The sequence below is a fragment of the Clostridium sp. UBA4548 genome (genome assembly GCF_002387895.1).
Taxonomy (GTDB): Bacteria; Bacillota; Clostridia; order Clostridiales; family Clostridiaceae; genus Clostridium_J.
Genome location: NZ_DGLI01000009.1, coordinates 48,342 through 73,818, shown reverse-complemented (window position 1 = coordinate 73,818; position 25,477 = coordinate 48,342). Strand labels below are relative to the sequence as shown.

General features: G+C 32.1%; 21 protein-coding genes and 2 other annotated features. Of the genes, 3 read left to right on the top strand and 18 right to left on the bottom strand.

Annotation, left to right across the window (positions count from 1 at the left end):
- Nucleotides 1–18: 18 nt before the first annotated feature.
- Nucleotides 19–681 (bottom strand): B3/B4 domain-containing protein, encoded by a 663-nt coding sequence (locus B3040_RS03345; protein ID WP_291570169.1) that lies wholly within the window; start codon nucleotides 679–681, stop codon nucleotides 19–21.
- Nucleotides 682–904: 223 nt separating this feature from the next.
- Entirely contained in the window at nucleotides 905–1,456 is a 552-nt protein-coding gene (locus tag B3040_RS03340) for a CGNR zinc finger domain-containing protein (RefSeq protein ID WP_291570167.1), read from the bottom strand.
- A 110-nt stretch (nucleotides 1,457–1,566) separates the two neighbouring features.
- On the opposite strand from B3040_RS03340, the gene B3040_RS03335 reads away from it, so the two are divergent.
- A complete protein-coding gene (locus B3040_RS03335) occupies nucleotides 1,567–2,448 on the top strand; it encodes an arginase family protein (RefSeq protein WP_291570165.1) in 882 nt (293 codons plus the stop codon).
- A gap of 182 nt (nucleotides 2,449–2,630) precedes the next feature.
- Here B3040_RS03335 and B3040_RS03330 read toward each other — a convergent pair whose 3' ends face one another.
- From B3040_RS03330 to thrS, 5 genes are all read right to left on the bottom strand, one after another.
- Nucleotides 2,631–4,481 (bottom strand): ABC transporter ATP-binding protein, encoded by a 1,851-nt coding sequence (locus B3040_RS03330; RefSeq protein WP_291570164.1) that lies wholly within the window; start codon nucleotides 4,479–4,481, stop codon nucleotides 2,631–2,633.
- The gene (locus B3040_RS03325) at nucleotides 4,465–6,300 is read right to left on the bottom strand and encodes an ABC transporter ATP-binding protein (RefSeq protein ID WP_414632516.1); all 1,836 of its coding nucleotides are present in this window, start codon (nucleotides 6,298–6,300) and stop codon (nucleotides 4,465–4,467) included. The genes B3040_RS03330 and B3040_RS03325 overlap by 17 nt, the downstream gene beginning before the upstream one ends.
- A gap of 184 nt (nucleotides 6,301–6,484) precedes the next feature.
- On the bottom strand, nucleotides 6,485–7,324 hold the full coding sequence (locus B3040_RS03320; RefSeq protein WP_291570160.1) for an alpha/beta fold hydrolase: 840 nt from the start codon (nucleotides 7,322–7,324) through the stop codon (nucleotides 6,485–6,487).
- Nucleotides 7,324–8,547, bottom strand: a complete 1,224-nt coding sequence (arcA, locus tag B3040_RS03315) for an arginine deiminase (RefSeq protein WP_291570158.1) — start codon at nucleotides 8,545–8,547, stop codon at nucleotides 7,324–7,326. The genes B3040_RS03320 and arcA overlap by 1 nt, the downstream gene beginning before the upstream one ends.
- Before the next feature lie 395 nt (nucleotides 8,548–8,942).
- Complete coding sequence (gene thrS / locus B3040_RS03310) at nucleotides 8,943–10,706, bottom strand: threonine--tRNA ligase (RefSeq protein ID WP_349679160.1); 1,764 nt, start codon at nucleotides 10,704–10,706, stop codon at nucleotides 8,943–8,945.
- A gap of 261 nt (nucleotides 10,707–10,967) precedes the next feature.
- Nucleotides 10,968–11,192: a binding site (T-box leader), on the bottom strand.
- Between the two features lie 204 nt (nucleotides 11,193–11,396).
- Nucleotides 11,397–11,622, bottom strand: a binding site (T-box leader).
- Between the two features lie 427 nt (nucleotides 11,623–12,049).
- Here thrS and B3040_RS03305 point away from each other — a divergent pair.
- Entirely contained in the window at nucleotides 12,050–13,279 is a 1,230-nt protein-coding gene (locus tag B3040_RS03305) for an MFS transporter (RefSeq protein WP_291570156.1), read from the top strand.
- A 217-nt stretch (nucleotides 13,280–13,496) separates the two neighbouring features.
- On the opposite strand, the gene B3040_RS03300 is transcribed toward B3040_RS03305, so the two are convergent.
- Nucleotides 13,497–13,982, bottom strand: a complete 486-nt coding sequence (locus B3040_RS03300) for a CD3072 family TudS-related putative desulfidase (protein WP_291570153.1) — start codon at nucleotides 13,980–13,982, stop codon at nucleotides 13,497–13,499.
- A 356-nt stretch (nucleotides 13,983–14,338) separates the two neighbouring features.
- Between B3040_RS03300 and B3040_RS03295 the strand changes: the two genes are divergently transcribed.
- Nucleotides 14,339–14,905: a CD3073 family putative ECF transporter S component gene (locus B3040_RS03295; protein ID WP_017416339.1), complete on the top strand. Its 567-nt coding sequence runs from the start codon at nucleotides 14,339–14,341 to the stop codon at nucleotides 14,903–14,905.
- Nucleotides 14,906–15,069: 164 nt separating this feature from the next.
- On the opposite strand, the gene B3040_RS03290 is transcribed toward B3040_RS03295, so the two are convergent.
- The 10 genes from B3040_RS03290 to B3040_RS03245 all read right to left on the bottom strand — a co-directional run bounded on the left by B3040_RS03290 (nucleotide 15,070) and on the right by B3040_RS03245 (nucleotide 25,440).
- Nucleotides 15,070–16,068, bottom strand: coding sequence for a lipoate--protein ligase (locus B3040_RS03290; RefSeq protein WP_291570150.1), 999 nt, complete (start codon nucleotides 16,066–16,068; stop codon nucleotides 15,070–15,072).
- Entirely contained in the window at nucleotides 16,058–17,758 is a 1,701-nt protein-coding gene (gene lpdA / locus B3040_RS03285) for a dihydrolipoyl dehydrogenase (protein ID WP_291570148.1), read from the bottom strand. The genes B3040_RS03290 and lpdA overlap by 11 nt, the downstream gene beginning before the upstream one ends.
- 175 nt (nucleotides 17,759–17,933) lie before the next feature.
- Entirely contained in the window at nucleotides 17,934–18,287 is a 354-nt protein-coding gene (locus B3040_RS03280; protein ID WP_017416336.1) for a carboxymuconolactone decarboxylase family protein, read from the bottom strand.
- 160 nt (nucleotides 18,288–18,447) lie between these two features.
- Nucleotides 18,448–18,882 carry a MarR family winged helix-turn-helix transcriptional regulator gene (locus B3040_RS03275; RefSeq protein ID WP_291570146.1) on the bottom strand — a complete coding sequence of 145 codons (435 nt, stop codon included), beginning with the start codon at nucleotides 18,880–18,882 and terminating at the stop codon, nucleotides 18,448–18,450.
- Between the two features lie 289 nt (nucleotides 18,883–19,171).
- Complete coding sequence (locus B3040_RS03270) at nucleotides 19,172–20,404, bottom strand: MFS transporter (RefSeq protein WP_291570144.1); 1,233 nt, start codon at nucleotides 20,402–20,404, stop codon at nucleotides 19,172–19,174.
- A 304-nt stretch (nucleotides 20,405–20,708) separates the two neighbouring features.
- Nucleotides 20,709–20,834 (bottom strand): hypothetical protein, encoded by a 126-nt coding sequence (locus tag B3040_RS03265; RefSeq protein ID WP_017416333.1) that lies wholly within the window; start codon nucleotides 20,832–20,834, stop codon nucleotides 20,709–20,711.
- 152 nt (nucleotides 20,835–20,986) lie between these two features.
- On the bottom strand, nucleotides 20,987–22,513 hold the full coding sequence (locus B3040_RS03260) for a hypothetical protein (RefSeq protein WP_291570141.1): 1,527 nt from the start codon (nucleotides 22,511–22,513) through the stop codon (nucleotides 20,987–20,989).
- Nucleotides 22,514–23,073: 560 nt separating this feature from the next.
- Complete coding sequence (gene ribE, locus B3040_RS03255; protein WP_291570139.1) at nucleotides 23,074–23,535, bottom strand: 6,7-dimethyl-8-ribityllumazine synthase; 462 nt, start codon at nucleotides 23,533–23,535, stop codon at nucleotides 23,074–23,076.
- Between the two features lie 19 nt (nucleotides 23,536–23,554).
- Entirely contained in the window at nucleotides 23,555–24,772 is a 1,218-nt protein-coding gene (locus B3040_RS03250; protein ID WP_017416331.1) for a bifunctional 3,4-dihydroxy-2-butanone-4-phosphate synthase/GTP cyclohydrolase II, read from the bottom strand.
- Between the two features lie 17 nt (nucleotides 24,773–24,789).
- Complete coding sequence (locus B3040_RS03245; protein WP_291570136.1) at nucleotides 24,790–25,440, bottom strand: riboflavin synthase; 651 nt, start codon at nucleotides 25,438–25,440, stop codon at nucleotides 24,790–24,792.
- Nucleotides 25,441–25,477: the final 37 nt, after the last annotated feature.

Sequence of the window (25,477 nt, the reverse complement as noted above, 5' to 3'; positions counted from 1 at the left end):
TCACCTCTTTCTATGGTTTTAAGATATTATCTTCACCTCTAAAATCTTACCCATGGCATAGTTTTCTAATAAATTTATACCATAATCTATGTATTTACTTAGCTCCTTATCCCCATTAAAAGATATAATATTCATAACTATGTGTGTAGTTTCCGAAGTTATCATAGCCCTAGTGGAATCTGATGTTGTACTCCCAAAATGTCCTTGTTTATCACTAAACACTGGAAGATTTTCAAGGTTTATTATCCCTCTTCCTATCCCCTCATAGGTTTCTCCTTCTTTTCCTATTGTAAAAACTATAGGGTACTCTACCTTATCTAAATCATAAGTGCCTACTGAATAACTGCTTGTTAAGGATATAAGATTATTAATATCTACCACATTATTAACCTTGTATAAACCATTCCCCTTTACGATCCTCCTAACTAAAGACTCTGAAGATAACCTGTATCTACTTGGATCTTTTCCTAATGCCTTATATGCTCTTCGTGAACTGTCTATATTCTCAATCTTTAATACATCTTCTGGCTTATACTCACTTTCAATTTCCCTACACTTTGCTTCTATAACAGCCCACAATTCCTCGCTTCCACTTTTCACCTTGACACAGGCTTCAATACATCCTATGGTTATGTGTGGACATTTTTCCTTTAGTTTCTCTTCAATTGTAATATCTATCATTAAAATTCTCCTTGCTTTTGATAAAATTCAATATTAAACTTCCAAAGTAATGATGTGTTTTACTCATCACTAAACTCCTTAGCTAACCCATTTTAAGATTAAAGTATAAATTAGAACCAGTCTTTGGTTTTCTATAAATATATTAACGGATACATCTAAAAAATTCAAAATAAAAAATATACTTTTAATAATTTGCTTTAAGGATAAATCTTTTAATACATTGCTACTCAACCAATTCACTTTTCTCCTTATGTTTGGCTCTAAAATTACGAACCTTTATTAAATTTCTACAAGTATCACAACACCATCGTTTACTGTGATTTTTACTGAAATCATAAAAAACAAACCTACAGCTGGAATTTTCACAAATCTTTATATTATCTACGTTGTGATTGCATATTAATTCTGCAAATGACCCTACTATCCTACTAATTACATATTGCCACTGATAAGAACTACAAACATAATCCAAAACAAGTTGTTTATCGCAAATATGAATTTTTCTATATATAAACTCCTCACACATAACTTTATTCAATTCATCTATATATTTTTTATTTATGCTTCCTCTTTCTTGGATATTATCTACTATACTTATCAGTAAATTTCTAAGATATAAAAGTTTATCTAATTCTTTTTCATTGGCTATAGGAATAATTTCTAGATTCCATTTATTAAGAAAGTTATTCACCCACTTCTCTTTAGTAAAAGGCTCCATTGCATCTTGTTCTTTATACCACTTACTATTTATAAAATCAAAGCATATTAAATCCATTTTGTAACCTCCTAAAATTATTATTGATTATTACACATCTTAATGTTATATTTTTATTATAGCATTGTAACCAATAAATTTGAAATTAAACTATTACTAGGAGGAATTTTATGCAAATAAGATTGATAGGAGTTCCAACCTTTTCAGGCAGCTTACATTCAGGTACAGAAACTGCTCCTGCTGCATTCCGACAGGCTGAGCTCAATAATTTACTTAAGAAATCTAATATTGAAGTTTGCGACTTGGGGGATCTATCACTACCAAGTTATTTACCTCGACATAATATAGCTCCTATAAGAAATTGGCCTTCTCCCAGAATTATTTGGGATGAAGTGAGTAACAATTCCCAAAAACTTTTCAACTCAAAAGATTTTTTATTAATTCTTGGAGGAGATTGTAGCATAATTACAGGAGCTGTTCATGGCTTATACAAATTGTATAGTGATAAACTTTATGTTATATGCATAGATGCCCACTTGGATGCTCTGAAACCTTCTTCCCATACTTGTGTTGGAGCGGCAGCTATGGGGTTATGGTTTTTATGTAATGATAATATGTTCTATAATAAACCTGCTGAATTTAATAGTTCTCATATTTCTGTATTAGGAACTCAAGAAAGTTATGAAGAGAGTTATGGAATATCACTATTTAGCCTAAATGATTTACGCTTAAAAGGAATAACAGCTTCCGTATCTAATTTGCTAGCAACTATTCCCAGCGATTCAAAAATACTTATACATTTTGATTTGGATGCTATTACAAAAGAAGAATTACCTTCAGTTTATGCCCCAAGCGATAATGGTTTTTCTTTAAGAGAAGCAAATGAATTACTTTCATGTATTCTAAAAGATACAAGAACTATTGCTATGGAGGTAACTGAATTTTCCGCTATAAAGGATGAAAATGGAGTTGAAGCTAAAAAGGTAGCGAAGTTATTGAATGATGTTTTAGTTAATTTACATTCTGATAAAACTATAAATTTCATTCCTTAAAAACATAAGAAAGTACTGCCACATAATGAGTAAGTATGCATTATGTGTAGCTCTTTATATTTTATATAAAAATATCTATAGGTAAGTATAAGCTTATAGATAAAATAAAAGGAGTTTCAAAACAATTTTTCACATAAATTGCTTTGAAATTCCTTTTATCTTTTATTTAAGGAAAATTTTAATTACTCCTCATAAGATTGGGTGAACTGCTTTGAGTACATATTATAATAAACACCTTTTTTCTCTATAAGTTCCTCATGGCTACCCTTTTCCACTATTTCACCATTATCAATAACCATAATTACATTAGCATCTCGAATAGTGCTTAATCTATGGGCAATGATAAAACTTGTTCTTCCCTTCATTAACTTAAGCATAGCTTCTTGTATGTTAAGTTCAGTACGAGTATCAACACTACTGGTAGCTTCATCTAAAATTAATATAGAAGGATTTGATAAAATTGCTCTTGCAATGGCTAAAAGTTGCTTTTGTCCCTGACTTAAATTGCTTCCACTTTCAGCTAGTACTGTGTCGTATCCCTTAGGTAATCGTCTGATAAAAACATCTGCATTAGCCATAGTTGCAGCTTCTTCAACTTCTCTGTCACTAGCTTCAAGCCTTCCATACCTTATGTTTTCTCTAATAGTTCCTGAAAAAAGATAAGTGTCTTGAAGCACAATTCCAAAGGCTTTTCGGAGGCTATCTCTAGTATATTCTCTAATATCAACCTCATCAATCAATATTCTTCCCTGGGTTACATCATAAAACCTTGCAAGTAAGTTTACAATGGTAGTTTTTCCTGCTCCCGTTGGTCCCACAAGTGCAATATTACTTCCTTCCCTTGCGTGAAAACTTACATCCTTAAGTATTAATTTATCATCTATATATCCAAAGTTAACCTTGTCAAATACCACATCACCTTGAGGTTTATCTAACTCCCTTGCCCCTGGTAGATCTTCTGGATCTTCCTTCTCATCTAATATTTCAAATACTCTTTCTGCCCCTGCAATTGCAGATTGAAGAGTGTTAAAAATATTAGCTAAGTCATTTAAAGGTCTAGAAAACTGCCTTGAGTAGCTTAAAAAGCTAGCAATTACCCCTATAGTAATCATGTCCTTAACAGCTAAAACTCCCCCAACTCCTGCAACTACTGTAAAGCCTATATTATTAATTACATTCATGAGAGGCATGATGTAGCCAGATAATATTTGTGCTTTTGTTCCAACTTCACAAAGCCTATTATTGATTTCATTAAACTCTTCAATAGCCTTTTCCTCATGATTAAAAGCCTTAACCACTAGAATTCCTGATATGGTTTCTTCAATGTGTCCATTGAGCTTTCCAAGTTCCACCTGCTGGTTCTTAAATAGGACTTTAGTTTTCTTAGCCACCGTTCTTGTTAGTAAAAATACTAATGGTATAGTAATCAAGCTAGCTAAGGTAAGGAAGGGACTTAAATATAGCATCATTATAAAAGATCCTAATAAAACTATAGTTCCCGACATTAGTTGAATAGTTGACTGAGAAATTGTGGTACTTACGTTTTCAATATCATTAGAAAGTCTACTCATGATTTCTCCATGGGTATGAAGATCAAAAAAGGAAACAGATAGCTTTTGAAGCTTTTCAAAAAGTGTATTTCTTAACTTCTTCACTATTCTCTGAGCTACTCCTGCCATAAGCCAGCCTTGAAAAAAGTTAATTCCCCCATCAATTATATAGGTTATTATTAAAATACCCACAACTATACTAAGCATATGAAAATCTACACCCTTACTAAAAGACATAGCATCTATAGCTCGACCTAATAAATAGGGTACAGACAATCCAATTGCTGAACTAAACAATATAAAAACAAATATTATAAATAACAGTTTTTGTTCTCCACCGAAATATTGCCAAAGCCTTAAGAGAGTACCTTTAAAATTCTTAGGCTTAGCCACAGGTCCCATTGGTCTTCTTCCTCCAAAACCTCCCCCTCTGTTTAATGGACTAGGAACAATAACTTCACCTTCCTTATGCTTCTTTTCCATTATTTATTGCCTCCTTCCCAATTTGAGAGCGGAATATATCTTTATAGACTTCACTAGTTTTCATAAGATCCTCGTGTTTTCCAAGACCTGCTACTTCGCCATTTTCTAAAACTAATATTCTGTCCGCATTCATAACTGATGTAATACGTTGAGCAATTATAATGGAAGTTAAATTACTCGAATACTTTTTTAAGGCTTCTCTAATCTTTTCTTCAGTAGTCACATCTACAGCACTTGTACAATCATCAAGTATCAGTATCTCTGGCTTTTTAATTAAAGCTCTAGCAATGGAAATACGCTGCTTTTGCCCCCCTGATAAATTAACCCCACCTTGTCCTAAAATAGTGTCATACCCCTTAGGCTGAGTGCTGATAAAGTCATGAGCTTGAGCCACCTGAGCCACTTGAACTACTTCTTCTAGGGTAGCATTTTCCTTTCCCCATTTTATGTTGTCCATAATGGTTCCAGAGAAAAGAACTATTTTTTGAGGTACTAGTGCAATACTCTCTCTTAAGGTTTTGATATCCATTGTTTTTATATCTACATTATTTACTTTTATACTTCCAGAACTTATATTATAAAATCCATTAATTAAGTTCACTAAGGTGGTTTTTCCTGAACCAGTAGAACCGATAATTCCAAGAGTTTCCCCTGGAAGGCAAGAAAAGCTTATATTCTTAAGTACAGGCTCTCCCGAAGTTCCAGCATAGGAAAAACTCACATTATGAAAGTCTATTCTTCCTTTAACTAAAGAGTCTTCCATTGTAGTATCTTTGGAATTAACCTGTTCCTTTAAAACTGCCTGCTTTTTATTAAGCCCATTTGTTACCATGGGTTTTGCAGTTGCACCACCATTATCTATAGGAGAATTCCCCTCAGAAAAAACCTCATCAATTCTCTCTGCTGAAGCCTTTGCTCTAACAAACATATTAAATACATGGGAGATCATCATCAAAGAAAATAATATTTGAGTCATATAATTAGTGAAAGCAATTATCTCTCCCACCTGCATATTTCCCCTATCTACTCTAATTCCACCAATCCAAAGAGTTGCAACTATACCTAAGTTTACTGTTAGGGTTATTCCTGGAGAAAATATTGCCATAACACGCATCCCTCTAGTTGAAATATCCGTTAATTCTTCATTTGTCTTCTTAAATCTCTTAGTTTCATAATTAAACCTATTAAAGGCTTTAACTACTCTAACCCCTGATAAATATTCTCTCATTACACTATTTACATTATCCAAAGCCTTTTGTATCTTTCTGAAAAAAGGATATCCAATTTTCATATTCATAGCTATGAGTAAAACTATTATTGGGATTACAATTAAAAAAATTACAGACATATAGGCATTTAATCTTACAGCCATTATAAGGCTTCCTATGCATAAAAGTGGAGCCTTTACAAATATCCTCATGAGTCCATTCACAAAATTTTGTACTAGGGTTATATCATTAGTAAGTCTTGTAACTAAGGATGCTCCATCATATTTATCTATTTTTTCAAAGGAAAGACTTTGAACCTTACTAAACAGGTCACTTCTTAGCTCTGTGCCAAACTTTTGCGATACAATACTTGCTATAATATTACGGCTAACTGCTCCTAAAGCGCCCATAGCAGTAACTCCAAGCATTAGAAAACTCATTTTTACCACAAAATCCAAATCTCTATTTTTCACTCCTATGTCCACTATTTTGGACATGATAGTGGGCTGTAATAGGTCACAAGTGGCCTCAATAGTTAAGCAAGCCACTGCAAGACAAAAAGGTTTCCAGTATTTTTTAATGTACTTTTTAAGAAATTTCAATATTATCATCCCCATAAATATATTTAAAAGTATTAGCGTTCTTCAACTTATAATTTAAGAGATTTATCTAATACTAAACAACCAACTCATTGATATTGAACATATTCGACAATTAGTTCTTGTATCCTTCAATGAAATAAGCAGGTGCCTTGATAAATTGTCTTTTATCTTAAAACACCTGCTTCATATAACCTTATTTTTCTCTTAAATTATTGATCATATATTTTATCTCATCAATTATTGCCTGTGGGTTATCATCTTGAATCATATGTCCAGAGCCTTTCACTGTAATTTGCTTACTATTATCTGACAAAGTAGCTATGTCTCTTTGAAGTTGTGCCCACCCTACTAATATGGTGCCAGGCACATTTAAATCCGTATTTTCAGCTGAAAGCACAGTGATTGGTATATCTCTCAGTCCATCACTTCTTCTTGCTTTTCTAACTTCAGCAGCACTGTTTAATAAATCATCAAAGGTTCCCTCAGGATTTACAAATTCACCTCTAGTATTTTCATATTCTTTAGGTGCTAATAACTTGTATAAGCTAAACATCTCTTCATGAGCAGCATCCACAAATATTATTCCTGCAACTTCCTCGGGATAGCTATCTGCAAATAATCTAGCATTAAACCCACCAATAGAGTGTGCAACTATAATGTAAGGCCCTTTTACTTTAGTTTTTTGAAGCAACTCATGAAGTTCTCTTACTTGATTTGAGCTAGTTCTGTCTAGAGTGCTTTTATCACTTTCACCAAGTCCTGCCCTATCATAGGAGAAAGTTCTCGTAAGCTTTGAAATCTCTGGCTGTACATTTGTCCAAACGCCAATTCCTCCACCCAATCCTGACTCAAAAATCACAGTTGGAGTTCCCTTGCCTTCAACTTTCACATTAAGTCCATAGCCTCCAATATCTACTTTTCCATTTACTGGCGCTAAGGTTTGTAGCTTTTCATTATACTTAATTATGAAGAAAACACTTGCTATAATTAATAGAGTAACTCCACTAATTATTAACTTGGTTGTTTTTCTCATTACAATTTATCCCTAACTAAAGGCATACTCATACATCTTGGACCTCCACGCCCTCTTGATAATTCATAAGAATCAAATTCTAACACCTCTATTTTACTCCTTCTCAAGGCTTCATTTGTTATATAGTTTCGATTATAACAAACTACCTTTCCTGGAGATATAGCAAGTGTGTTACTTCCATCATTCCACTGTTCTCTACTAGCAGCAATAGGATCCCCATCACCACATCTTATTAGCTCTATTGCTGGCAATCCTAAATGCTCCTTTAATACGGTAGACAAATCTTCATGTTCATATCTAATATTAAGTAAATTATCCTTGCCCTTAGTAATGCTATACACATCAAGAGGTGCCTCTATGCCTGGGAATATAGTAAACTTATCATAATCCACCATAGTAAATACTGTATCTAAATGCATATAAGCTCTTGTTTTAGGAATATCAAAAGCTAAAACTGTATCAAAGGAATCCTCTGAATATAAAAGTTTGTGGGCTAATCTCTCCACTGCCATTGGGTCTGTTCTATCACTAATTCCAATAGCTACCACCTTACTTGACAACACTAAAATGTCTCCGCCTTCAATTGGGTGAGTTTTATCTCTATTATACCATCTAGGCACATTTTTAAATCTAGGATGATAATTAAAGATATACTTTGCAAATATAGTTTCTCTATTTCTAGTTTCATTAGCCATAACATTCAAAGAAATTCCACTTCCTATTGAAGCAAAAGGATCTCTTTGAAAGTACATATTAGGAATTGGATCAAGATAAAAAGGATAAGGTTTTTTCACCATATCACCCAAAGCCTTAGGTTTAATGTGCTTAAGCTCTTCCTTTTTAATACCTCCAATACACTTTACTATAAGTTCCTTTGAGGATAGTGGACTTAAAACTTCCATTATGGCCTCCTGAAGCCCTTGAGTTACAACCTTTCCTTCCTCCACGAATTCTTTCAAAAACTCTTCTCTAACTTTGGTATCCTGCAAAACCTCCGACATTAAATCCGTAAGATAAAGTACCTCTACCCCTTCATTCCTTAAGATTTCTGCAAATTGATTGTGCTCCCTTTGTGCCTGATGTAAAAATACAATTTCATCAAACAAAAGCCTTCTAAGGTAATCTGGAACTATGTTTTCAACTTCCTCTCCTGGACAATGAAGAAGAACAGTTTTAAGCTTTCCAATTTCACTATAAACAGAAATGCTGCTATCAAAACCCATATTCTTCATCCTTTCTTTATAGATTCTAATCAATAGTTTTCTCTATAAAATTTTCATTATTCTTTTTGAAGTTTTTATTTTAAAGTTTAACCCCTAAACTTTAGAAAGCTTAGGGGTTAATAATTAATTTAAGCTTCAAGTAAATTATGCTAAGAATTTATGCGCTTTTATAAAATACCAGCTATAGGGAACCAGAGTTAAAACTTAACTTATACATGAGTCCTACCCTGGTTCCCTTAAGGGGTTATGAAGATGAATAAGTTAAAATTATATCATGGAACCCTATATTCTACCCACTATTTGTAATTCCTTATATTTTTGTATTTATTACTCATAAGCTCTATTGAAAAAACTTTATCCTATTTAAACATACTTAGCTCTCTATATTACAGATTTTATATTTCCTTATTATTTATTTCCTGAGAAATTTTTCTAACAAATTCTTCTAATAATAGATTTCCTTCATCTCCTCCCTTTCTACTTCTAAGAGCTATACTTTGTGACGCTTCTTCCTTTTCACCTACTACAATGATATAGGGAACTCTCTCATTTCTAGCTTCTCTTATTTTAAACCCTATTTTTTCAGCTCTTACATCCATCTCAACTCTTATATTATTATCTTCTAACCTATTTTTTACAGCCTCTGCATAATTATTATATTGCTCTGCTATGGGAAGTATCTTAACTTGAACTGGTGATAACCAAGTTGGAAATTTACCAGCAAAATGCTCTATTAAAATTCCTATAAATCTTTCAATACTTCCAAAAATTACTCTATGAATAACAATTGGTCTATGCTTTTCTCCATCACTACCAATATAATTTAAGTCAAATCTTTGAGGAAGCTGAAAATCTAGTTGTATTGTTCCGCATTGCCATGTTCTTCCTAGGCTATCTTCCAGATGAAAATCAATTTTAGGTCCATAGAAGGCTCCATCACCCTCATTTATTTTAAATTCCATATTCATTTCTTCTAGAGCCCCTTGAAGTGAGTTTTCAGCTAACTGCCACTCTTCATCTGTTCCCATAGAATTTTCTGGTCTTGTAGAAAGTTCTACCTTATATTTAAAACCAAACCTTTTATAAACTTCATTAATAAGCTTAACTACTCCTTTTATTTCATCCTTAATTTGCTCTGGTAACATAAATATATGAGCATCATCCTGAGTAAAGGCTCTAACTCTCATTAGGCCATGAAGGGCTCCTGACAGTTCATGTCTATGAACTCTTCCAAGCTCACCAGCTCTAATTGGTAAATCTCTATAAGAATGAACTTCGGATTTATATACCAGCATTCCACCAGGGCAGTTCATTGGTTTTATTGCATATTCCTGTTCATCAATGTTTACAGTGTACATGTTTTCCTTATAGTGATGCCAGTGTCCTGATGTTTCCCAAAGCTCCCTATTTAAAATCATAGGAGTTTCAATTTCTACATAACCATATTTCTTGTGAAGTTCTCTCCAGTATTCAATCAGCTTATTTTTTAAAACTACACCCTTAGGTAAAAAGAATGGAAATCCTGGCCCTTCTTCCATTATAGTAAATAACTTTAGCTCTTTTCCAAGCTTTCTGTGATCCCTTTTTTTAGCCTCTTCAAGGATATTTAAATATTCCTCTAACTCACTTTTCTTGGAAAATGCTGTACCGTATATCCTTTGGAGCATTTTATTTTTCTCACTACCCCTCCAGTAAGCTCCTGCCACTGACAATAATTTAAAAGCCTTTACCTTTGAAGTTGAAACCACATGAGGTCCTGCACAAAGATCAACAAACTCCCCTTGTTTAAAGAAAGATAATTCCTCTCCCTCAGGTAAATCATTAATAAGTTCTTTCTTATAAGGTTCTTCCATTTTGTCCATTAAATCTAGAGCTTCCACTCTAGACATCACTGACCTTTCCAGCTTTAAATCTTCCTCAATAATTTTTCTCATTTCTTCTTCTATCTTCTCTAAAGCTTCCATTGTAAAAGTCTCTTCCACATCAAAATCATAATAAAAGCCATTGTCTATAGAAGGTCCAACAGCTAGTTTAGCCTTTGGATATAACCTCTTTACAGCTTGAGCAAGAATATGAGCTGCTGTATGTCTTAGTGCCCCTCTTCCTTCTTCTTCATTAGAATTAACTATACTTCCATCCTTTAAAATAACCTTTAACATACTATTACCTCCTCTATAATTATTACATTTCTTTAATTTCCTTTAATTTTCTTCGATTTCATTACTTATTCTTTAAATAATGAACAAGTTCATTTTGTTTAACAACTTTGGAAGCAGATTTTGACTACCACCAAAGCAATTTCTCTAGGCAGAGCAACTGCTACTTAAAGAAGATGGCAGACTTGAAGCTTCCAAAATATTGTTAAATTTTAATTTTTACAATGTAAAGATCCCTCAAAAAAAATAAAACTCCTCCCTAAAATAAGGGACGAGTATCTTCGCGGTTCCACCCAAATTACAGAAGCTTAAATTATTTTCCTTCTGTCACTCAAAGCCATTAACGCTAGCACACGGAATTGTCTACTTTAGTTCAACAATCAACTCAGAGGTGGTTTTCAACAATACTTGCCTAAGAAACCTTTCAGCCGATGAGTTTCTCTCTCTTAAAGCAGTAAATTATTTACTCTTCCTCTTCATAGCTTTCAATTATAATTTTTTATTAACTAAACCTTTCAATTGCAAAGGTCCAAAGGTAAAACTTAAAGCATTCCATAAACTAAGCGATTACCTATGAAATATAGTCCATAAATGAACTAAATTATATCTAGGACTACTATAGACCTTTTATCATGATAAATTTCTTACTTATTAATAATATAAATTTATATAAAATAAAAAACCCGTACCCAAATAAGGGACGAGTTTAATCGCGATTCCACCCAAATTACAAAAGTATAATTTAAACCTACTTTTGTCACTTAAAACCATTAACGCTGGTATGCGGATTTACCTACTTAATTTCAGTAATCAACTCAGAGGTGGTTTTCAATAATACTTGCCTAAGAAACCTTACAGCCGGTGAGTTTCTCTCTCTTAAAGCAGTTAACTATTTACTCTTCCTCTTCATAGCTTTTAATTTAAAGTAATTTTAATCCAACTTATATTTCTTGTCAATACATTTTTTAAATATTCGGAATGTTTATAGCTTTTTTCATTAATTTATTATCTTAAAAAGCATATATATCCAAAATTCTTTTTATTTATTTTATGATAAAACTCCAACAATGTGCTAATATTTCAATGCTCTGTATTATATATTTCAAATTTTATTGAAAAGCTATTAGCATATATAGTAAAATAGTTCAATGACTCTGTTGATTCACCTTAAATATAAAATAAACAAGATCAAAACCCAATATATCTTTAAGTATGTAACCTCTTAATATTAATCCTAAGATATTTACAATAAGTTGATCTTGTCAGACTGTAAAATCTATTTTATATAAAGCTTATTGTTTTAAGTTTCAGAGTTATTAAAGTCAGATTGGAGTGATTAGTTCAATATGAAAACAAATTGGAAGAGAAACGTAATACTTTTTTTGCTTAGCCAAACTATTTCTCTCTTTGGCTCTTCCTTAGTTCAGTATGCAATTTTATGGTATATTACCCTTAATACTAAGTCTGGAGCAATGATGACAATATCTATAATCTGTGGCTTTCTTCCTACTTTTTTTCTCTCTCCCTTTGCTGGGGTGTGGGCAGATCGTTATAATAGAAAGAATTTAATTATGTTATCAGACTCCTTTATTGCCCTAAGTACACTTTTGCTTGCCATATTATTCTTAATGGGCTATGAATCTATGGGTTTACTTTTTGTTATGTCTGCCTTGAGATCCGTAGGTACAGGAATTCAAACCCCAGCTATTGGAGCATTTCTTCCTCAAATAGTTCCTGAAGATAAACTTACAAAGGTGAATGGCATTAACGGTAGTATCCAATCCATGGTGATGCTGATTTCACCAATGATTAGTGGCGCCCTTCTTTCTATGGCCTCCATAGAATCTATCTTTTTTATTGATGTGATTACAGCTGCAGTAGCAGTTTTGGTACTATTATTCTTTCTCAAAATACCAGCTCATAGTAAAGCTCAAGGTCCTCAAGAGGTTAGTTATTTTAAAGATTTACAGGCTGGTGTCAACTACATAAAGGGACATACATATGTTAAAAAGTTCTTTATATTTTGTGCCTTTTTCTTTTTCTTAGTAGCTCCAGTAGCTTTTTTAAGCCCCCTTCAAGTTACAAGAACCTTTGGAGAAGATGTGTGGAGATTAACAGCTGTTGAGATTACCTTTTCTATTGGAATGATGGTAGGTGGAATTATCATGGCTTCTTGGGGAGGCTTTAAAAACAAAATTCATACAATGGCCTTATCTAGTTTCATTACTGGTATGTGCACCTTTTTACTGGGCATTGTACCTAACTTCTGGTTTTACTTATTTATAATGATAGTAGTAGGTATTACTATCCCCTTCTTTAACACACCATCTACGGTTTTACTGCAAGAGAAGGTTGAGCCAGATTTTTTAGGAAGGGTATTCGGTGTTTTAGGTATGATTTCTAGTTCAATGATGCCACTTGGAATGTTGGTTTTTGGTCCAATGTCTGATGTGTTTAAAATCGAATGGATTCTTATTGGAACTGGTCTATTAATGTTCTTTCAAAGTTTCTTCTTAATTGGTAGTAAGGATTTACTTATAGCAGGTTTGTCAAAGGATAATCCTGATAAAGACTAAACTTTCCTATGAATTTATAGATATAAAAGGATGACTGCTAACTATTTATGCAGGCATCCTTTTATATTTATAATACAATTTTTATATAACTTCTATTAATTTTAAATAACTTATATTCTAATCTAAGTGCTGAACAAACTCATTATACTCACCGACTTCAAAAGAAGCTTTAACTTCCACCTAAAAAAGATGGGAGAATTATTTTTCCGCAATGCAATTAAACACCTAATTCTTTTCTCAAAGAGGAATATAGTTCATTGTAATCTTCACCTTCTGTGTAGGTTGTAGGAATTTCAAAATAATTAATTTTTATATTCTCTTTTTCAAGAGCTTCAAGTATCTCCTCCATGAATATTCCTCTCTCTTTTGTAATGCTACAGGTTGGACTTTCATTTATACCTAGGATGCCAAGAAGATTATATCCACTTTTTAAGTATATTTTTATATCCTCTAAAACAGGTTTAAATAAGTTTTTACAAAGCTCCCTGTATTCCTTGCTATCATATTCTTCTTTACTCATTGGCTTCCTCTCTGGTCCTAAAAACTTAAACTCTGGACATGGAAGTTGTAGTATGCCAATGCCCTCTTCTATTAATCCTTTCGCTATAGGGAATGCTCCCTTTGCTCTAGCTAATGGTGGCACTACGGAATTTTGGTTCAATAAACAATGACTTACTAATACTAAATTTTTACCCCTATTCATCTATTCACATCCTAATCAATTTTTACAATTTTATAGTGCATTCTCCCCCTGTTAAAAGACAACAAAAGCCCCAAACACCGCAGAAACACTATATATTGTTATATTCTTTTACTTATATATTCCTATATTTTTTATTTATTTATTGCTGATCTCTTACCTAAGTCTATTAACTAACTATCAAAAAAATAATTCTTTGCATATACCAGCATTTTATCACATTTAATCATAAATTCTTGTAATATTAGGTTTTCTTATAAAGCATCAAGTATCTATTCAAATTAAGTATTGGATTTATAAAGCCTTCATGAATATAATTTACATGGGTTTGTAAATAATTTGATTTTTGGAGGAAAAAAATGAGAGATAAAAAATTGTCCTTAATGATCTTTTGTGCAATAGCAATAGCACTAAACATTGTTCTTGGAATTGTAACTAGCAGTTTAAAACTTCCCTTATACCTTGATACTATAGGTACAATATTTGTGGCAGTTTACTTTGGGCCTTGGTATGGTGCCACTGTAGGTGCTTTAACAAACATATTAACTGGAATTATATTTAATCCAAAGGATATTCCCTTCTTACTAGTTAATGTGGCTGTAGGTCTAATTGTTGGATTTGTAGCTAAGAAATTCAAATGGAGTTTGCTTTCGTCCATTATTACTGGAGTAATTCTAAGTGTAGTATGCCCTCTTATTGGCACTCCTATAGGAATTTGGATGTATGGAGGACTAACTGGTACAGGCTCAGACTTTTTGTTTATGTGGCTACAAAAGGTTGGTAACACTGTATTTGTTTCATCTTTTATCCCTAAAATACTAAATAATCTTTTAGATAAAATAGGTTCTTGTGTGATTGTATGGGCTTTAATTAAATCCCTCCCTCATGAATTTACTAAAGATAAAGTATTCAATAACAATATGTAAATGTTCATCATTTGTTGAATTAAATTATGCTTTACATGTTTCCAATAGTAATTTTAAATTAAAAAGAGCTGTAGATAATTAACATTCTCATTTCTACAGCTCTTTGTTTTAAAAACTTTAAGGATTTCAGCTATTAAATTGTCAACATATCAGCCTATACTGAGTTAAATAGTAGCTTCTTCTATTATTTCTCTTATTCTATTTATCACGTTGATTTGATTTTCTCCATGGTTATCCTTACTAACTTCAAGTGTTTTTAAAATGTAAGCCTTATTAAAATTACACCCCTTTAATAAGTTTTCTATGTAAGCAAACTCTTTAATTAATAAGGAATCAGTGTATATTTTACATTTTTCTATTTTTCCGTCTTCAGTCTTAATATTAAGTTGTATTTTTCCTTCTTTAAAGTTTTTCTCTAGTGACACTTGAAAGTTAGGACAATCTCCATATATCCATAGCTCACTGGAATAGCTCTTAATTAACTCTTCTATATGGCTTAATTTTTCATCTAAACTTTCAATCTTATCAATGTGTCCATAGTTAAATTCAAAGGACTTAATTAATGCCTTTGTAAGACTTTCAATAGTTAGATTTTCTTTGCAATCCTTTAAATTCATTACTCTGCTTTTAACAGAATCTATTCCCTTTGACTCTAGTTTTTCTATAGATGGAGTTAATATTTTAGGTAATATGTCCATATCTACATTGAACAATAAAGTTCCATGATGATAGTATCTATCTTCATCTCTATAAAAGGCATTTCCAGATATTTTTTTATCTTGTACTAAAATATCATTTCTACCTGAAAACCTTGCCTTAATACCTAGGTCTTCTAAGGCATTTATTATCACTGATAACTGTTTATTTAAGTCTTCATTAGTTTCTCTCATTAAAAAGGTAAAGTTTAAGTTTCCTAAATCGTGATAAACTGCTCCCCCACCGGATAGTCTTCTTGCAAGTGTTCCTTTATTTTTAGTTAAAACCTCTAAATTACATTCTTTCCAAGGGTTTTGATTTCTACCAATTACCACTGTATTTTTATTTCTCCAAAGATACAGAATTATCTCCTGTTCTTCTACCTTGTTTAAAAGAAACTCTTCTAAGGCTAAATTAAAGTAAGGGTTGAAGCTTTCAGAAAGAATTACCCTTCTTTTAGTTATCAAAATGAATTGCACCACCTTCTATAGATAGAACTGCTTCATGAATTGCTTCTGAGGTTGTTGGGTGGGCAAAAATTGTTTCTTTAATTTGCTCTTGCGAAAGATTATTTTTAATTGCTAAAGTTAATGTACCGATTAAATCTGATGCATGTGGTCCTACTATTGAAGCTCCAATGAATTTATTACTATTAGCATCTTTAATTATCTTCACAAAGCCTCTTTCTTCTCCATAAGTTAGAGCCTTACCATTAGCCATAAATGGGAATTTACCAATTTTTATTGCTATTCCCTGTTCAACAGCTGTTTTTTCAGTTACTCCGACAGTAGCTACCTCTGGAGTAGTGTAAACCACACTAGGAACTGCTGAATAGTCCATTTCCTTTTTCTCTCCTAGTATATTATCTACAGCTACCATAGCTCCATGGGATGCCACATGAGCAAGTCCGATTTTATTATTAACATCCCCAATTGCATAAATATTTTCTATGTTTGTTCTTAAGCTCTCATCAACCTTAATTCCTCTGCCATTAGAATTTAGCTCTAATCCTATTTTCTCTACATTTAACCCTTCTAAATTTGGTTCTCTTCCTATAGCAACTAATGCTTTATCACAAGTAATAAACTTCTCTTCACCATTGCTCTCAAAGCATACAATTGCTTTTCCATCTTCACTATTCTTAATTGAAGTAACTTTAGATGAGGTAAAAAACTTAATTCCCTTTTCTTCTCCTATAGCTTTAACTTCTTCAATAACATCCTCATCCATGGTGCAAAGAATCTTTGGCATATACTCAACAACCATCACCTCTACCCCAAAGTTAGCATAGATAAAGGCAAATTCCATACCAATAACACCGCCGCCTATAATCACCATTTTTTCAGGAAGTTCCTTCATACTTAATGCTTCAGTGCTATTCAATACTTTATCTCCACTAAAACCTTCTATATTTAAATTTGCAATTTTTGAACCTGTTGCAATTATTATATTCTTAGTATTTATAGTAACTTCTTCTCTTTTTCCTTTTACAAAAACCTTATTCTTATCTAATATCTCACCTAATCCTGTGATTTTCTCTACTGAATTCTTCTCTAGAAGAAAATCTATACCTGAGGTTAACTTATTAACTATTTTATCTTTTCTTTTTATCACTTTATCCATATTAACTTCTGCATTTGATATGCTTATCCCAAAGTCTTCACCATGTTTTATATCATCAAAAACTTCTGAAGATCGAACTAAGGCTTTTGTTGGTATGCATCCCACATTTAAGCAAGTTCCTCCCAAGTTTTCTTTTTCAATAATTACTGTTTTTAGACCTTTTTTAGCTGCATAAATTGCTGCCACATACCCTCCTGGTCCTGCACCAATTACAGTCAAATCACAGCTTACTTCTCTTTTAACTGGCTTTAACATTGAATTAAAGTAGTCAAAAGCCTTTGGTTTTTCCATTGTCTCTGGAGATCCTTCCATAGTTCCGAACACATCTCCAACATTTATTGTAGCTCCTTCTTCAACCTTTAATTCCTTTAACACCCCTGAGAAACTTGCTTTTATTGGAGCGTTTCCTTTGTCTCCCTCAACTTGAAAAATTATATCTCCAATAGATAACTTATCTCCAACTTTAACATTTATTTTTCCAACTTTACCTGTCTTACTATGACCAGCTAATTTTTCTATTTTTAATTCAATCATTTTTACCCCTGCCTTATATTCATAAATAAATTTACTTTGAAATGAATTTTGAAAAATATTTTTATATATAAGCTTTGTTAAAATTTTATAAAATCACAAGTATACAAAGCTTTTTTATTTTCAAAAAAGTTAAATATACCTGCACAATGTAATCGCACAGGTATTTGTTTAAAAGTTATTGAAAGTCCTTTTCGAACTCATCAATTGATTCTTTTAAAAGAGTTACTGAATATGCCATTGATGGGCCTCCACCAAATGCTACTGCAACCATAGCTGCTTCCATTATTTCTGCTCTAGTAGCTCCTGCTTCTAATGCCTTATACACATGGAATACTATGCAATATTCACAACGGCTGAAAGCACCGATAGCAACGCTTATTAATTCTTTTGTCTTAACATCTAAAGCTGCTGGTGCATAAGTTGCCCCTAAAAGTCCCATGAAAGCTTCTACATTAGCTCCATTAGTAGTTCCTACTTCTTGTAATCCTCCCATAAAGGCATTTAGCATTTCTCTTGGATTGTTACTCATAATATATCTCTCCATTCACCTTAATTTACTTGCAACACTAATAGTTGCTATGGCAAGTATCTATATAGATAATACCACTAATTTGTGGTATTGACAATAATTTATCATATAGTTTTTTCAAATGATTACCTATAGATATATATGATTTTACTATAGGTAGCTATTTTTGCTCTTCCATTAAATTAATTACAATCTTATTTAATACTTCTTTAAAGATCTCCAAATCATTCTCGCTAATACCTTTTATTGCTTCATTAGAGAAATTTTCACCAATTGGAAGTAAAGCTTCCCTTTTTTCTTTCCCTTCTTCAGTTAAGTATAGTTTAGATATTCTTCTATCCTTTGCATCTTTTATTCTCTGTACTGTATTTTCTTTTTCTAATCTATCAATAAGCCTTGCAACTGTGGATTCCTTTAAATCCATTTCTTCCGATAGCTCCTTTTGAGTTATGCCTTCATTTCTTCCTATGTAATAAAGAGCTATCCACTGAACCCTTGTAATATTATAAACTGCTAATCTATTGTTAAAAGCATCAATTATATGCTTTGTTCCTCTACTTGTTATAATTCCAATACAATCATCTAAATAAAACATGTATACTCTCACCTCACTATATATTATAAACTAAAAGGAGCTACCCTTCCACCATCACTAGGTTATGGTAGCTCTTTAAAGTTAAATTCATATAAAAATTTTCTGACAAATTAAATAGGACTTCTAGTATTTATTAGCACTTATTTTATGGTAAGTCAAGGTGAACCTTTAACTTATACACTATACCTATCTTGGTTCTTTTAAGGCTATTGAAGATGAGTAAAATAATTTTCATCTTCAATGCTATAAATTTTCGTGCTCTAGTTTTACACTGTAAAATAAAACAAATTTACTCTTTTGCCCTAGTAATTTTCTCAACTCTACTCCTATAAACTTTTTTCTTATCTCTCTTTAAAAGAATATAGCTATTAGCCACTACAAAAGCTATTCCTATTGCTCCCAAGGACTTAAAAGCAGTATTTAAAGAATATTTATCTCCAAGAACTCCTATGAGTGGAAATAATGTAATCATAAAAAAGCTAAATACCATACTAGCAAAGGAAAGAATAGTAGCTCTGTTTTCACTAGGGATCATTTTATTTATATAATCGCTAATAGAAACATAAATTATTCCTTCAGTGATCATTAGTAACACGAAGAAAACATAGTTAAATTTACTAAGAGTTATTCCCCAGATGCACCCTACAGTTAGTAGTGGAGTTATCAAAAGTATTCCTTGCTCTTTAATCTTTTTCTCTATAGCATGAACCTGGGTTGAAACTAAGGCTGAACCTAAAGAGCTTACTGCATAAATGATACCTATTATAGCCTCACTATACCCGTCACCCTTAAGGTAGTTTTGAAGATAGTAAAATATACAGGTGCAGAAGGCCATAAGAATTTGAGTAAATATAATTAAAAATCCTATCTTAGGTTTACTTAAAATAATCTTCAAACTAGTTTTTAGCTGATTAATAAATATATTTTCGTCACCATGAACTGACTTTACCCTACCTACATTTGGCTCTTTAAAAGTAAAGGATTGAGCTATAGTTATTATAGCAATTACTATAGTTAGAAGAAAGGCAATATTATAGCTCTTAGTTGCTAAATATCCTCCCAGAAAAAAGGAAACAACTCCCGCTACTTGAAAGAATAATTCTTTTCTACCAGATACTTTCATATAGGTTTCTTCTTCTCCAATTTCCTTTAGGGAGTCATAAATTAAGGCATCTCCAGCACCTGATTCTAAATTGTAGGATAGGGCTGTAAAGATAAAGGATATGGAAAACCAAAGAAAACTGTTAGCAAGTAGTAAGATTATCACACTAATCAATGACATAATTCTGCCTACTATTCTACTGGTCTTCCTTCCAAAGATATCTGCAACTGCACCAGTTGGAACTTCCATAGTAAAAGATGTAATATGAAATATGGTTTCTAATAAGCCAAGTTGAGTTAGGCTCATTCCTTTGCTTGCTAGATAAATCATCCATATTCCTCGAGTTAAATCTATATTTTGTAACAAAGTATATACATAATTTTTATAAACATTTTTTCTTAGTTGTAATTTTTCATTCATAATAAAATCCCCTTTCAAATTTGTGTAAAGATTCTTTGTGCCCACCCTACCTGATGCACTCCAAAATTTCATACAACTCAGAATTTTTGCCTATGAAAAACTTAATAAGCTTTTCTCAATAATCTTAAGTTATATAATAAAATTCATTTGTTGAAATCCTTACAGTTTGTAAAAGGGTATAAAAATACCCCTAAGTAGAATACTTAGAGGCTCACTTCTGTCATAATATATGTAAAATTAATATTCAATCATCACTTTTTATATTAATTTTTATCACATACTTATATTTATAAGAGAGCAAATTCTACACTATCAGGCTTACAACATATCTATTTTTGGACGCACCTATCCCGTAGTGACCAAAAATTGCTGTAATAGCATGTGCTGTAGCTAAATACTCTAACATGCTAGACCTGATAATAACAGACATCTTACTCCCTCCATTTCTAAAAAAATAGTGTACATGTGAATTTATCCACACATACACTATTATATCATAATTCTAAAAATTTGAAAGACTTTTTTTAATCATTATCTGTAGAGTGCTTATCTAAACTATAACCCTCAATAAATTTTACTATCTTAAAGAGAGTATTCTTCCTTAGTGAAAAACTGTTTTGATTTTAAGTACTTTGGAATGCTCTTCTCCTCACCATTTATAGTAATATTAGCAAACTTCTTTCTTATTTCCAGCATGTACACATTATTATCATAAGGTAAGTTTCCAATACATCTTAATCTAATTTTCAGATTATCATCTAACTCTCTTACATTAAATAATGTGAGGAACCTTTTACATCTTCCCTTAAAGGCTCTCTCGGGATCTAAGTTGTCTATTTGAGTATTGTCAAAAGTAAAATCAATGTTTAAATACTCATCCTGAACATAAATATTAGATTTACAAAACTCATTTATATATTGTCTATTTTGATTGGCCCTAGATATCCTTGAAAACTCTTCAAGTTCATCTATAAAGGTAAGAAAAGATGAATTACCTGTAATTTCACAGATTTGAAATCCATCGCTGGTGTGGTCAGTAATTGCTACTAGAATGTTAGATAAAGCGGTTAGACTAATAATGTCGTGTTTATCTACGATTAGTGTTTTATAGTCCACGTAACTAAACTGTTTATTATTAAATACTGATAATTTTCTAAATAGTAAAAAAGCACTCATTATTCCATGTTGATAGCTCTCAAAATCCTTTGAATATCTCACATGACTAGAATAATTGAAGGATAAATTTATGTTAACATCGTTTTCCATTAAAACTTCTTTATCTTCTTCTGATAGCTTTAGAAACTCTTCTTCTTTTATGCCTACTATATTTCCATACTTATCAAGAATAAGTATTTTTTCATATATCTTATCAGCTTTTTTTCCCGAATCCTCTATAAACTTGAAGCCGTAACACATTAGATTAAGAAAATCTTTAATTAGGTTATCATGAATATCAGAATAACTAAAGTCAAATTCATTATAATTATTTATTCCAAAGTGAGGTAAAATACCTTTTATGTTTTTATTTATAGAGTTTATTTTCTTTATTGGATAACCAAGATCATGGGTAAGTGCTGCTAGGCATCTTAAAGAGTCATAAAGATTTTCATTTTCATTCATAAGCTCACCTAACTCAAGAAAACCCTTGAATACATCCTTATGTATACTATTTTTAGCAACTTCACAGAACTGTTTAAACCCTTCATTTTCTTTTCCATATCTATGTAAAAAAGGCTTAAATTCTTCATTCTTAAAGATATATTCACCTAAGAAATAAACCCATAAACAGTGCATAGTATGATCTCTATAGAAGGAATCTGATGCAAATATTAACTCTTCGAAGTTTACATACTCATCAAAGTATTGAAATAAATCATCATAACCTCTTCTATCAGGATCAATATAACCCATGGAGGCTTCAAATAAAACTTTCCATAAGTTCTTGCAAATTTTTATCTTATTATGCATTTCCTTTTCTTCTTTGAGTTTTTTAACTTCTGCAGCTATTTCTTCCTTATACCAAGGTTTATTTTTTAAAAACACTATAGAGTCCTTGTCCATCTCCTCAAGATAAAAATCTAAAACTTTTCTTTCATCAATCATATTCATATAGCCACCCCATTTTTTCTTCGACACAGTATTAAGCAATTATCCCCACGAATACCTTGTCCATATTTGTAATATAGTATATATTTAATCACAAAATAACTTATATGTAAATAAAAGTAATAGACGCTGGATTTATTATATTAAAATGGTATAAAGTCTCTTTCTGTACCTGTTGACTATTTGGAGTGTTTGTATTAGCTCGTACTTACAGTTATACATTCATAAATAAGCTGAAGGTTTAAGTTATCCTTAAGTATAGACGTTTACTAATACAAATACTAATATTAATATTAACTTATATATTTGCCTTTAAGTGAAATAATAAGTAATATAACTTCTGTTATATATGCTTCAAAATTATGTTTGATAGTTTTAACATATAAGTTGCAATATTACTTTTGAAATGTGAAAAAATTTAAGCAACTTATATTAAAGAGAATGTAAAATAGAATTGGATATATTTATGCAGTGTCTTTATTACATTCTATATATAATAAAAAGCAATTAGTAAAAACTCTGCTTACTAACTGCTTTTCTAAATATTATGGTATTAAGTCTTACTAAAACTCCTTAAGTAAATTTGCCATTTCAATTGCTGTAACTGCAGCATCGTAACCTTTGTTTCCAGCTTTAGTACCAGCTCTCTCTATTGCTTGCTCAATGCTATCTGTAGTTAATACTCCAAAAATTACAGGAACTTCTGTTTCTAAAGAAACACTGGCTACACCCTTTGTAACTTCACTTGATACATAATCAAAATGTGGTGTTGCACCTCTTATTACTGCTCCAAGACAAATTACTGCATCATACTTTTGAGATTTAGCCATTTTTTTTGCAACTAGGGGAATTTCGAAAGCTCCAGGCACCCAGGATACCTCAATAGCATTTTCCTCTACTCCATGACGCACTAATCCATCTATGGCTCCTGTCAGAAGTTTTCCTCCAATAAACTCATTAAATCTGCCTACTATAATACCTATTTTTAACCCTTGTGCTACTAATTTTCCCTGATAAACTTTCATTTTTATTCCTCCTTATAATTTATTGTTCTATGCTATTGTTAAACTCCAACATATGTCCAAGTTTTTCCTTTTTGGTCTTTAAGTAATATTCATTTCTCTCATTGTGATTCATTTGAATAGGTTTTCTTTCAACTATTTCTATGCCATAACCAGTAAGTCCCGCCATTTTCTTAGGATTATTAGTCATAAGCTTTACCTTCTTAACTCCTAAATCTACTAAGATTTGAGCTCCTATACCATAATCTCTAAGGTCTGCTGCAAAACCTAAGGCTAAGTTAGCTTCCACTGTATCCATTCCTTGATCTTGAAGAGCATAAGCTTTTATTTTATTAATTAAGCCTATGCCTCTTCCCTCTTGCCTCATGTAAAGAATTATTCCTCTTCCCTCTTTTTCAACCTCCTTCATTGCAGCTGCAAGTTGTTGCCCACAGTCACATCTTAATGACCCAAAGGCATCTCCAGTAAGGCATTCAGAATGTACTCTCATTAGAACAGGTTCTCCATTTCCTACATCACCTTTTACTAAAGCCACATGATGTTCCCCTGTTAAGGTACTTTCGTAGCCAATCATCTTAAATTCACCATACTTTGTAGGAAGCTTACATTCTGCCATTCTTTTTATGTACACCTCAGTTTGTCTTCTGTAGGCAATTAAATCTGCTATAGTTATAAATTTAAGATCATGTTTTTTCACATATTCCATAAGTTCTGGAGTCCTTGCCATGGTACCATCTTCACTCATTATTTCACATATAACTCCCGCTGGATAAAGTCCCGCTAGTTTCGCAAGGTCTACTGCTGCTTCCGTGTGACCTGCACGTTTTAAAACTCCACCCTCCTTAGCTTCTAAGGGGAATATATGTCCTGGTCTTTTAAAATCTTTAGGTAAAGTATCCTTGTCCAAAACCTTCTTTATTGTAGCTGCTCTTTCAAAAGCTGATATCCCTGTAGTAGTCTCAACTGCATCGATAGAAACAGTAAAGGCTGTATGATGGGAATCTGTATTTTCACTTACCATTGGATAAATATCTAATTCTTTAAGTCTTTCACCCACCACTGGCATACAAATTAATCCTCTTCCATAGGTAGCCATAAAATTAATTGCTTCTGGCGTGACCTTCTCTGCTGCCATAAGAAGATCTCCTTCATTTTCCCTATCCTCATCATCAATTACTACCACCATTTTTCCAGCCTTAATATCCTCAATTGCTTCTTCAATAGTATTAAATTTACTCATTTTTCATTCCTCCCCTATTATGCAAAACCATTTTCACTTAGAAAATTAAAATCTATGCCCTTATTTATTGGAGCTTGCTCCCTTGCACCTAAAAACTTCTCAACATACTTTCCTAAAACATCACACTCTAAATTCACCACATCCCCAACTTTCTTTCTAAGAAGGGTTGTCATATCCTTAGTATGTGGAATAATTGATACTTTAAATACCTTATTATCAACATAAGCTATGGTTAAGCTTACCCCATCAATTGCTATTGAACCCTTCTGCACAATATACTTTAGTATTTCCTCTGAAGTATTTATTGCTATCCACACTGCATTGTCTTCTTTTTCAAAGCTTGAAATTGTACCCATGCCATCTATATGACCAGAAACAATATGTCCACCTAATCTATCACCTACTCTTAGAGCTCTTTCTAGGTTTACCTCTTCTCCAATAGAAAAGTTTCTTAGATTGCTTCTTCTCATGGTTTCAGCCATTGCATCTACTGTGAATTTACTATTGCTATAAGATGTTACAGTGAGACATACTCCATTAGTACAAATACTGTCCCCAAGTTTTACCTCTTCAAGGACTTTATTTGCCTTTATAGTGATTCTTGCTGATTTTGTTGATTTAGAAATGGCTTCAACTACCCCTATTTCTTCCACTAACCCTGTAAACAATTAATGCTACACCTCCTTTTAAAATTAAACTTATTTA

Excerpts from the sequence above, each read along its gene's own strand:
- B3040_RS03345 (WP_291570169.1), bottom strand. The coding sequence starts at position 681 with ATGATAGATATTACAATTGAAGAGAAACTAAAGGAAAAATGTCCACAC.
- B3040_RS03340 (WP_291570167.1), bottom strand. The coding sequence starts at position 1,456 with ATGGATTTAATATGCTTTGATTTTATAAATAGTAAGTGGTATAAAGAA.
- B3040_RS03335 (WP_291570165.1), top strand. The coding sequence starts at position 1,567 with ATGCAAATAAGATTGATAGGAGTTCCAACCTTTTCAGGCAGCTTACAT.
- B3040_RS03330 (WP_291570164.1), bottom strand. The coding sequence starts at position 4,481 with ATGGAAAAGAAGCATAAGGAAGGTGAAGTTATTGTTCCTAGTCCATTA.
- B3040_RS03325 (WP_414632516.1), bottom strand. The coding sequence starts at position 6,300 with ATGATAATATTGAAATTTCTTAAAAAGTACATTAAAAAATACTGGAAA.
- B3040_RS03320 (WP_291570160.1), bottom strand. The coding sequence starts at position 7,324 with ATGAGAAAAACAACCAAGTTAATAATTAGTGGAGTTACTCTATTAATT.
- arcA (WP_291570158.1), bottom strand. The coding sequence starts at position 8,547 with ATGGGTTTTGATAGCAGCATTTCTGTTTATAGTGAAATTGGAAAGCTT.
- thrS (WP_349679160.1), bottom strand. The coding sequence starts at position 10,706 with ATGTTAAAGGTTATTTTAAAGGATGGAAGTATAGTTAATTCTAATGAA.
- B3040_RS03305 (WP_291570156.1), top strand. The coding sequence starts at position 12,050 with ATGAAAACAAATTGGAAGAGAAACGTAATACTTTTTTTGCTTAGCCAA.
- B3040_RS03300 (WP_291570153.1), bottom strand. The coding sequence starts at position 13,982 with ATGAATAGGGGTAAAAATTTAGTATTAGTAAGTCATTGTTTATTGAAC.
- B3040_RS03295 (WP_017416339.1), top strand. The coding sequence starts at position 14,339 with ATGAGAGATAAAAAATTGTCCTTAATGATCTTTTGTGCAATAGCAATA.
- lpdA (WP_291570148.1), bottom strand. The coding sequence starts at position 17,758 with ATGATTGAATTAAAAATAGAAAAATTAGCTGGTCATAGTAAGACAGGT.
- B3040_RS03280 (WP_017416336.1), bottom strand. The coding sequence starts at position 18,287 with ATGAGTAACAATCCAAGAGAAATGCTAAATGCCTTTATGGGAGGATTA.
- B3040_RS03275 (WP_291570146.1), bottom strand. The coding sequence starts at position 18,882 with ATGTTTTATTTAGATGATTGTATTGGAATTATAACAAGTAGAGGAACA.
- B3040_RS03270 (WP_291570144.1), bottom strand. The coding sequence starts at position 20,404 with ATGAATGAAAAATTACAACTAAGAAAAAATGTTTATAAAAATTATGTA.
- B3040_RS03265 (WP_017416333.1), bottom strand. The coding sequence starts at position 20,834 with ATGTCTGTTATTATCAGGTCTAGCATGTTAGAGTATTTAGCTACAGCA.
- B3040_RS03260 (WP_291570141.1), bottom strand. The coding sequence starts at position 22,513 with ATGAATATGATTGATGAAAGAAAAGTTTTAGATTTTTATCTTGAGGAG.
- ribE (WP_291570139.1), bottom strand. The coding sequence starts at position 23,535 with ATGAAAGTTTATCAGGGAAAATTAGTAGCACAAGGGTTAAAAATAGGT.
- B3040_RS03250 (WP_017416331.1), bottom strand. The coding sequence starts at position 24,772 with ATGAGTAAATTTAATACTATTGAAGAAGCAATTGAGGATATTAAGGCT.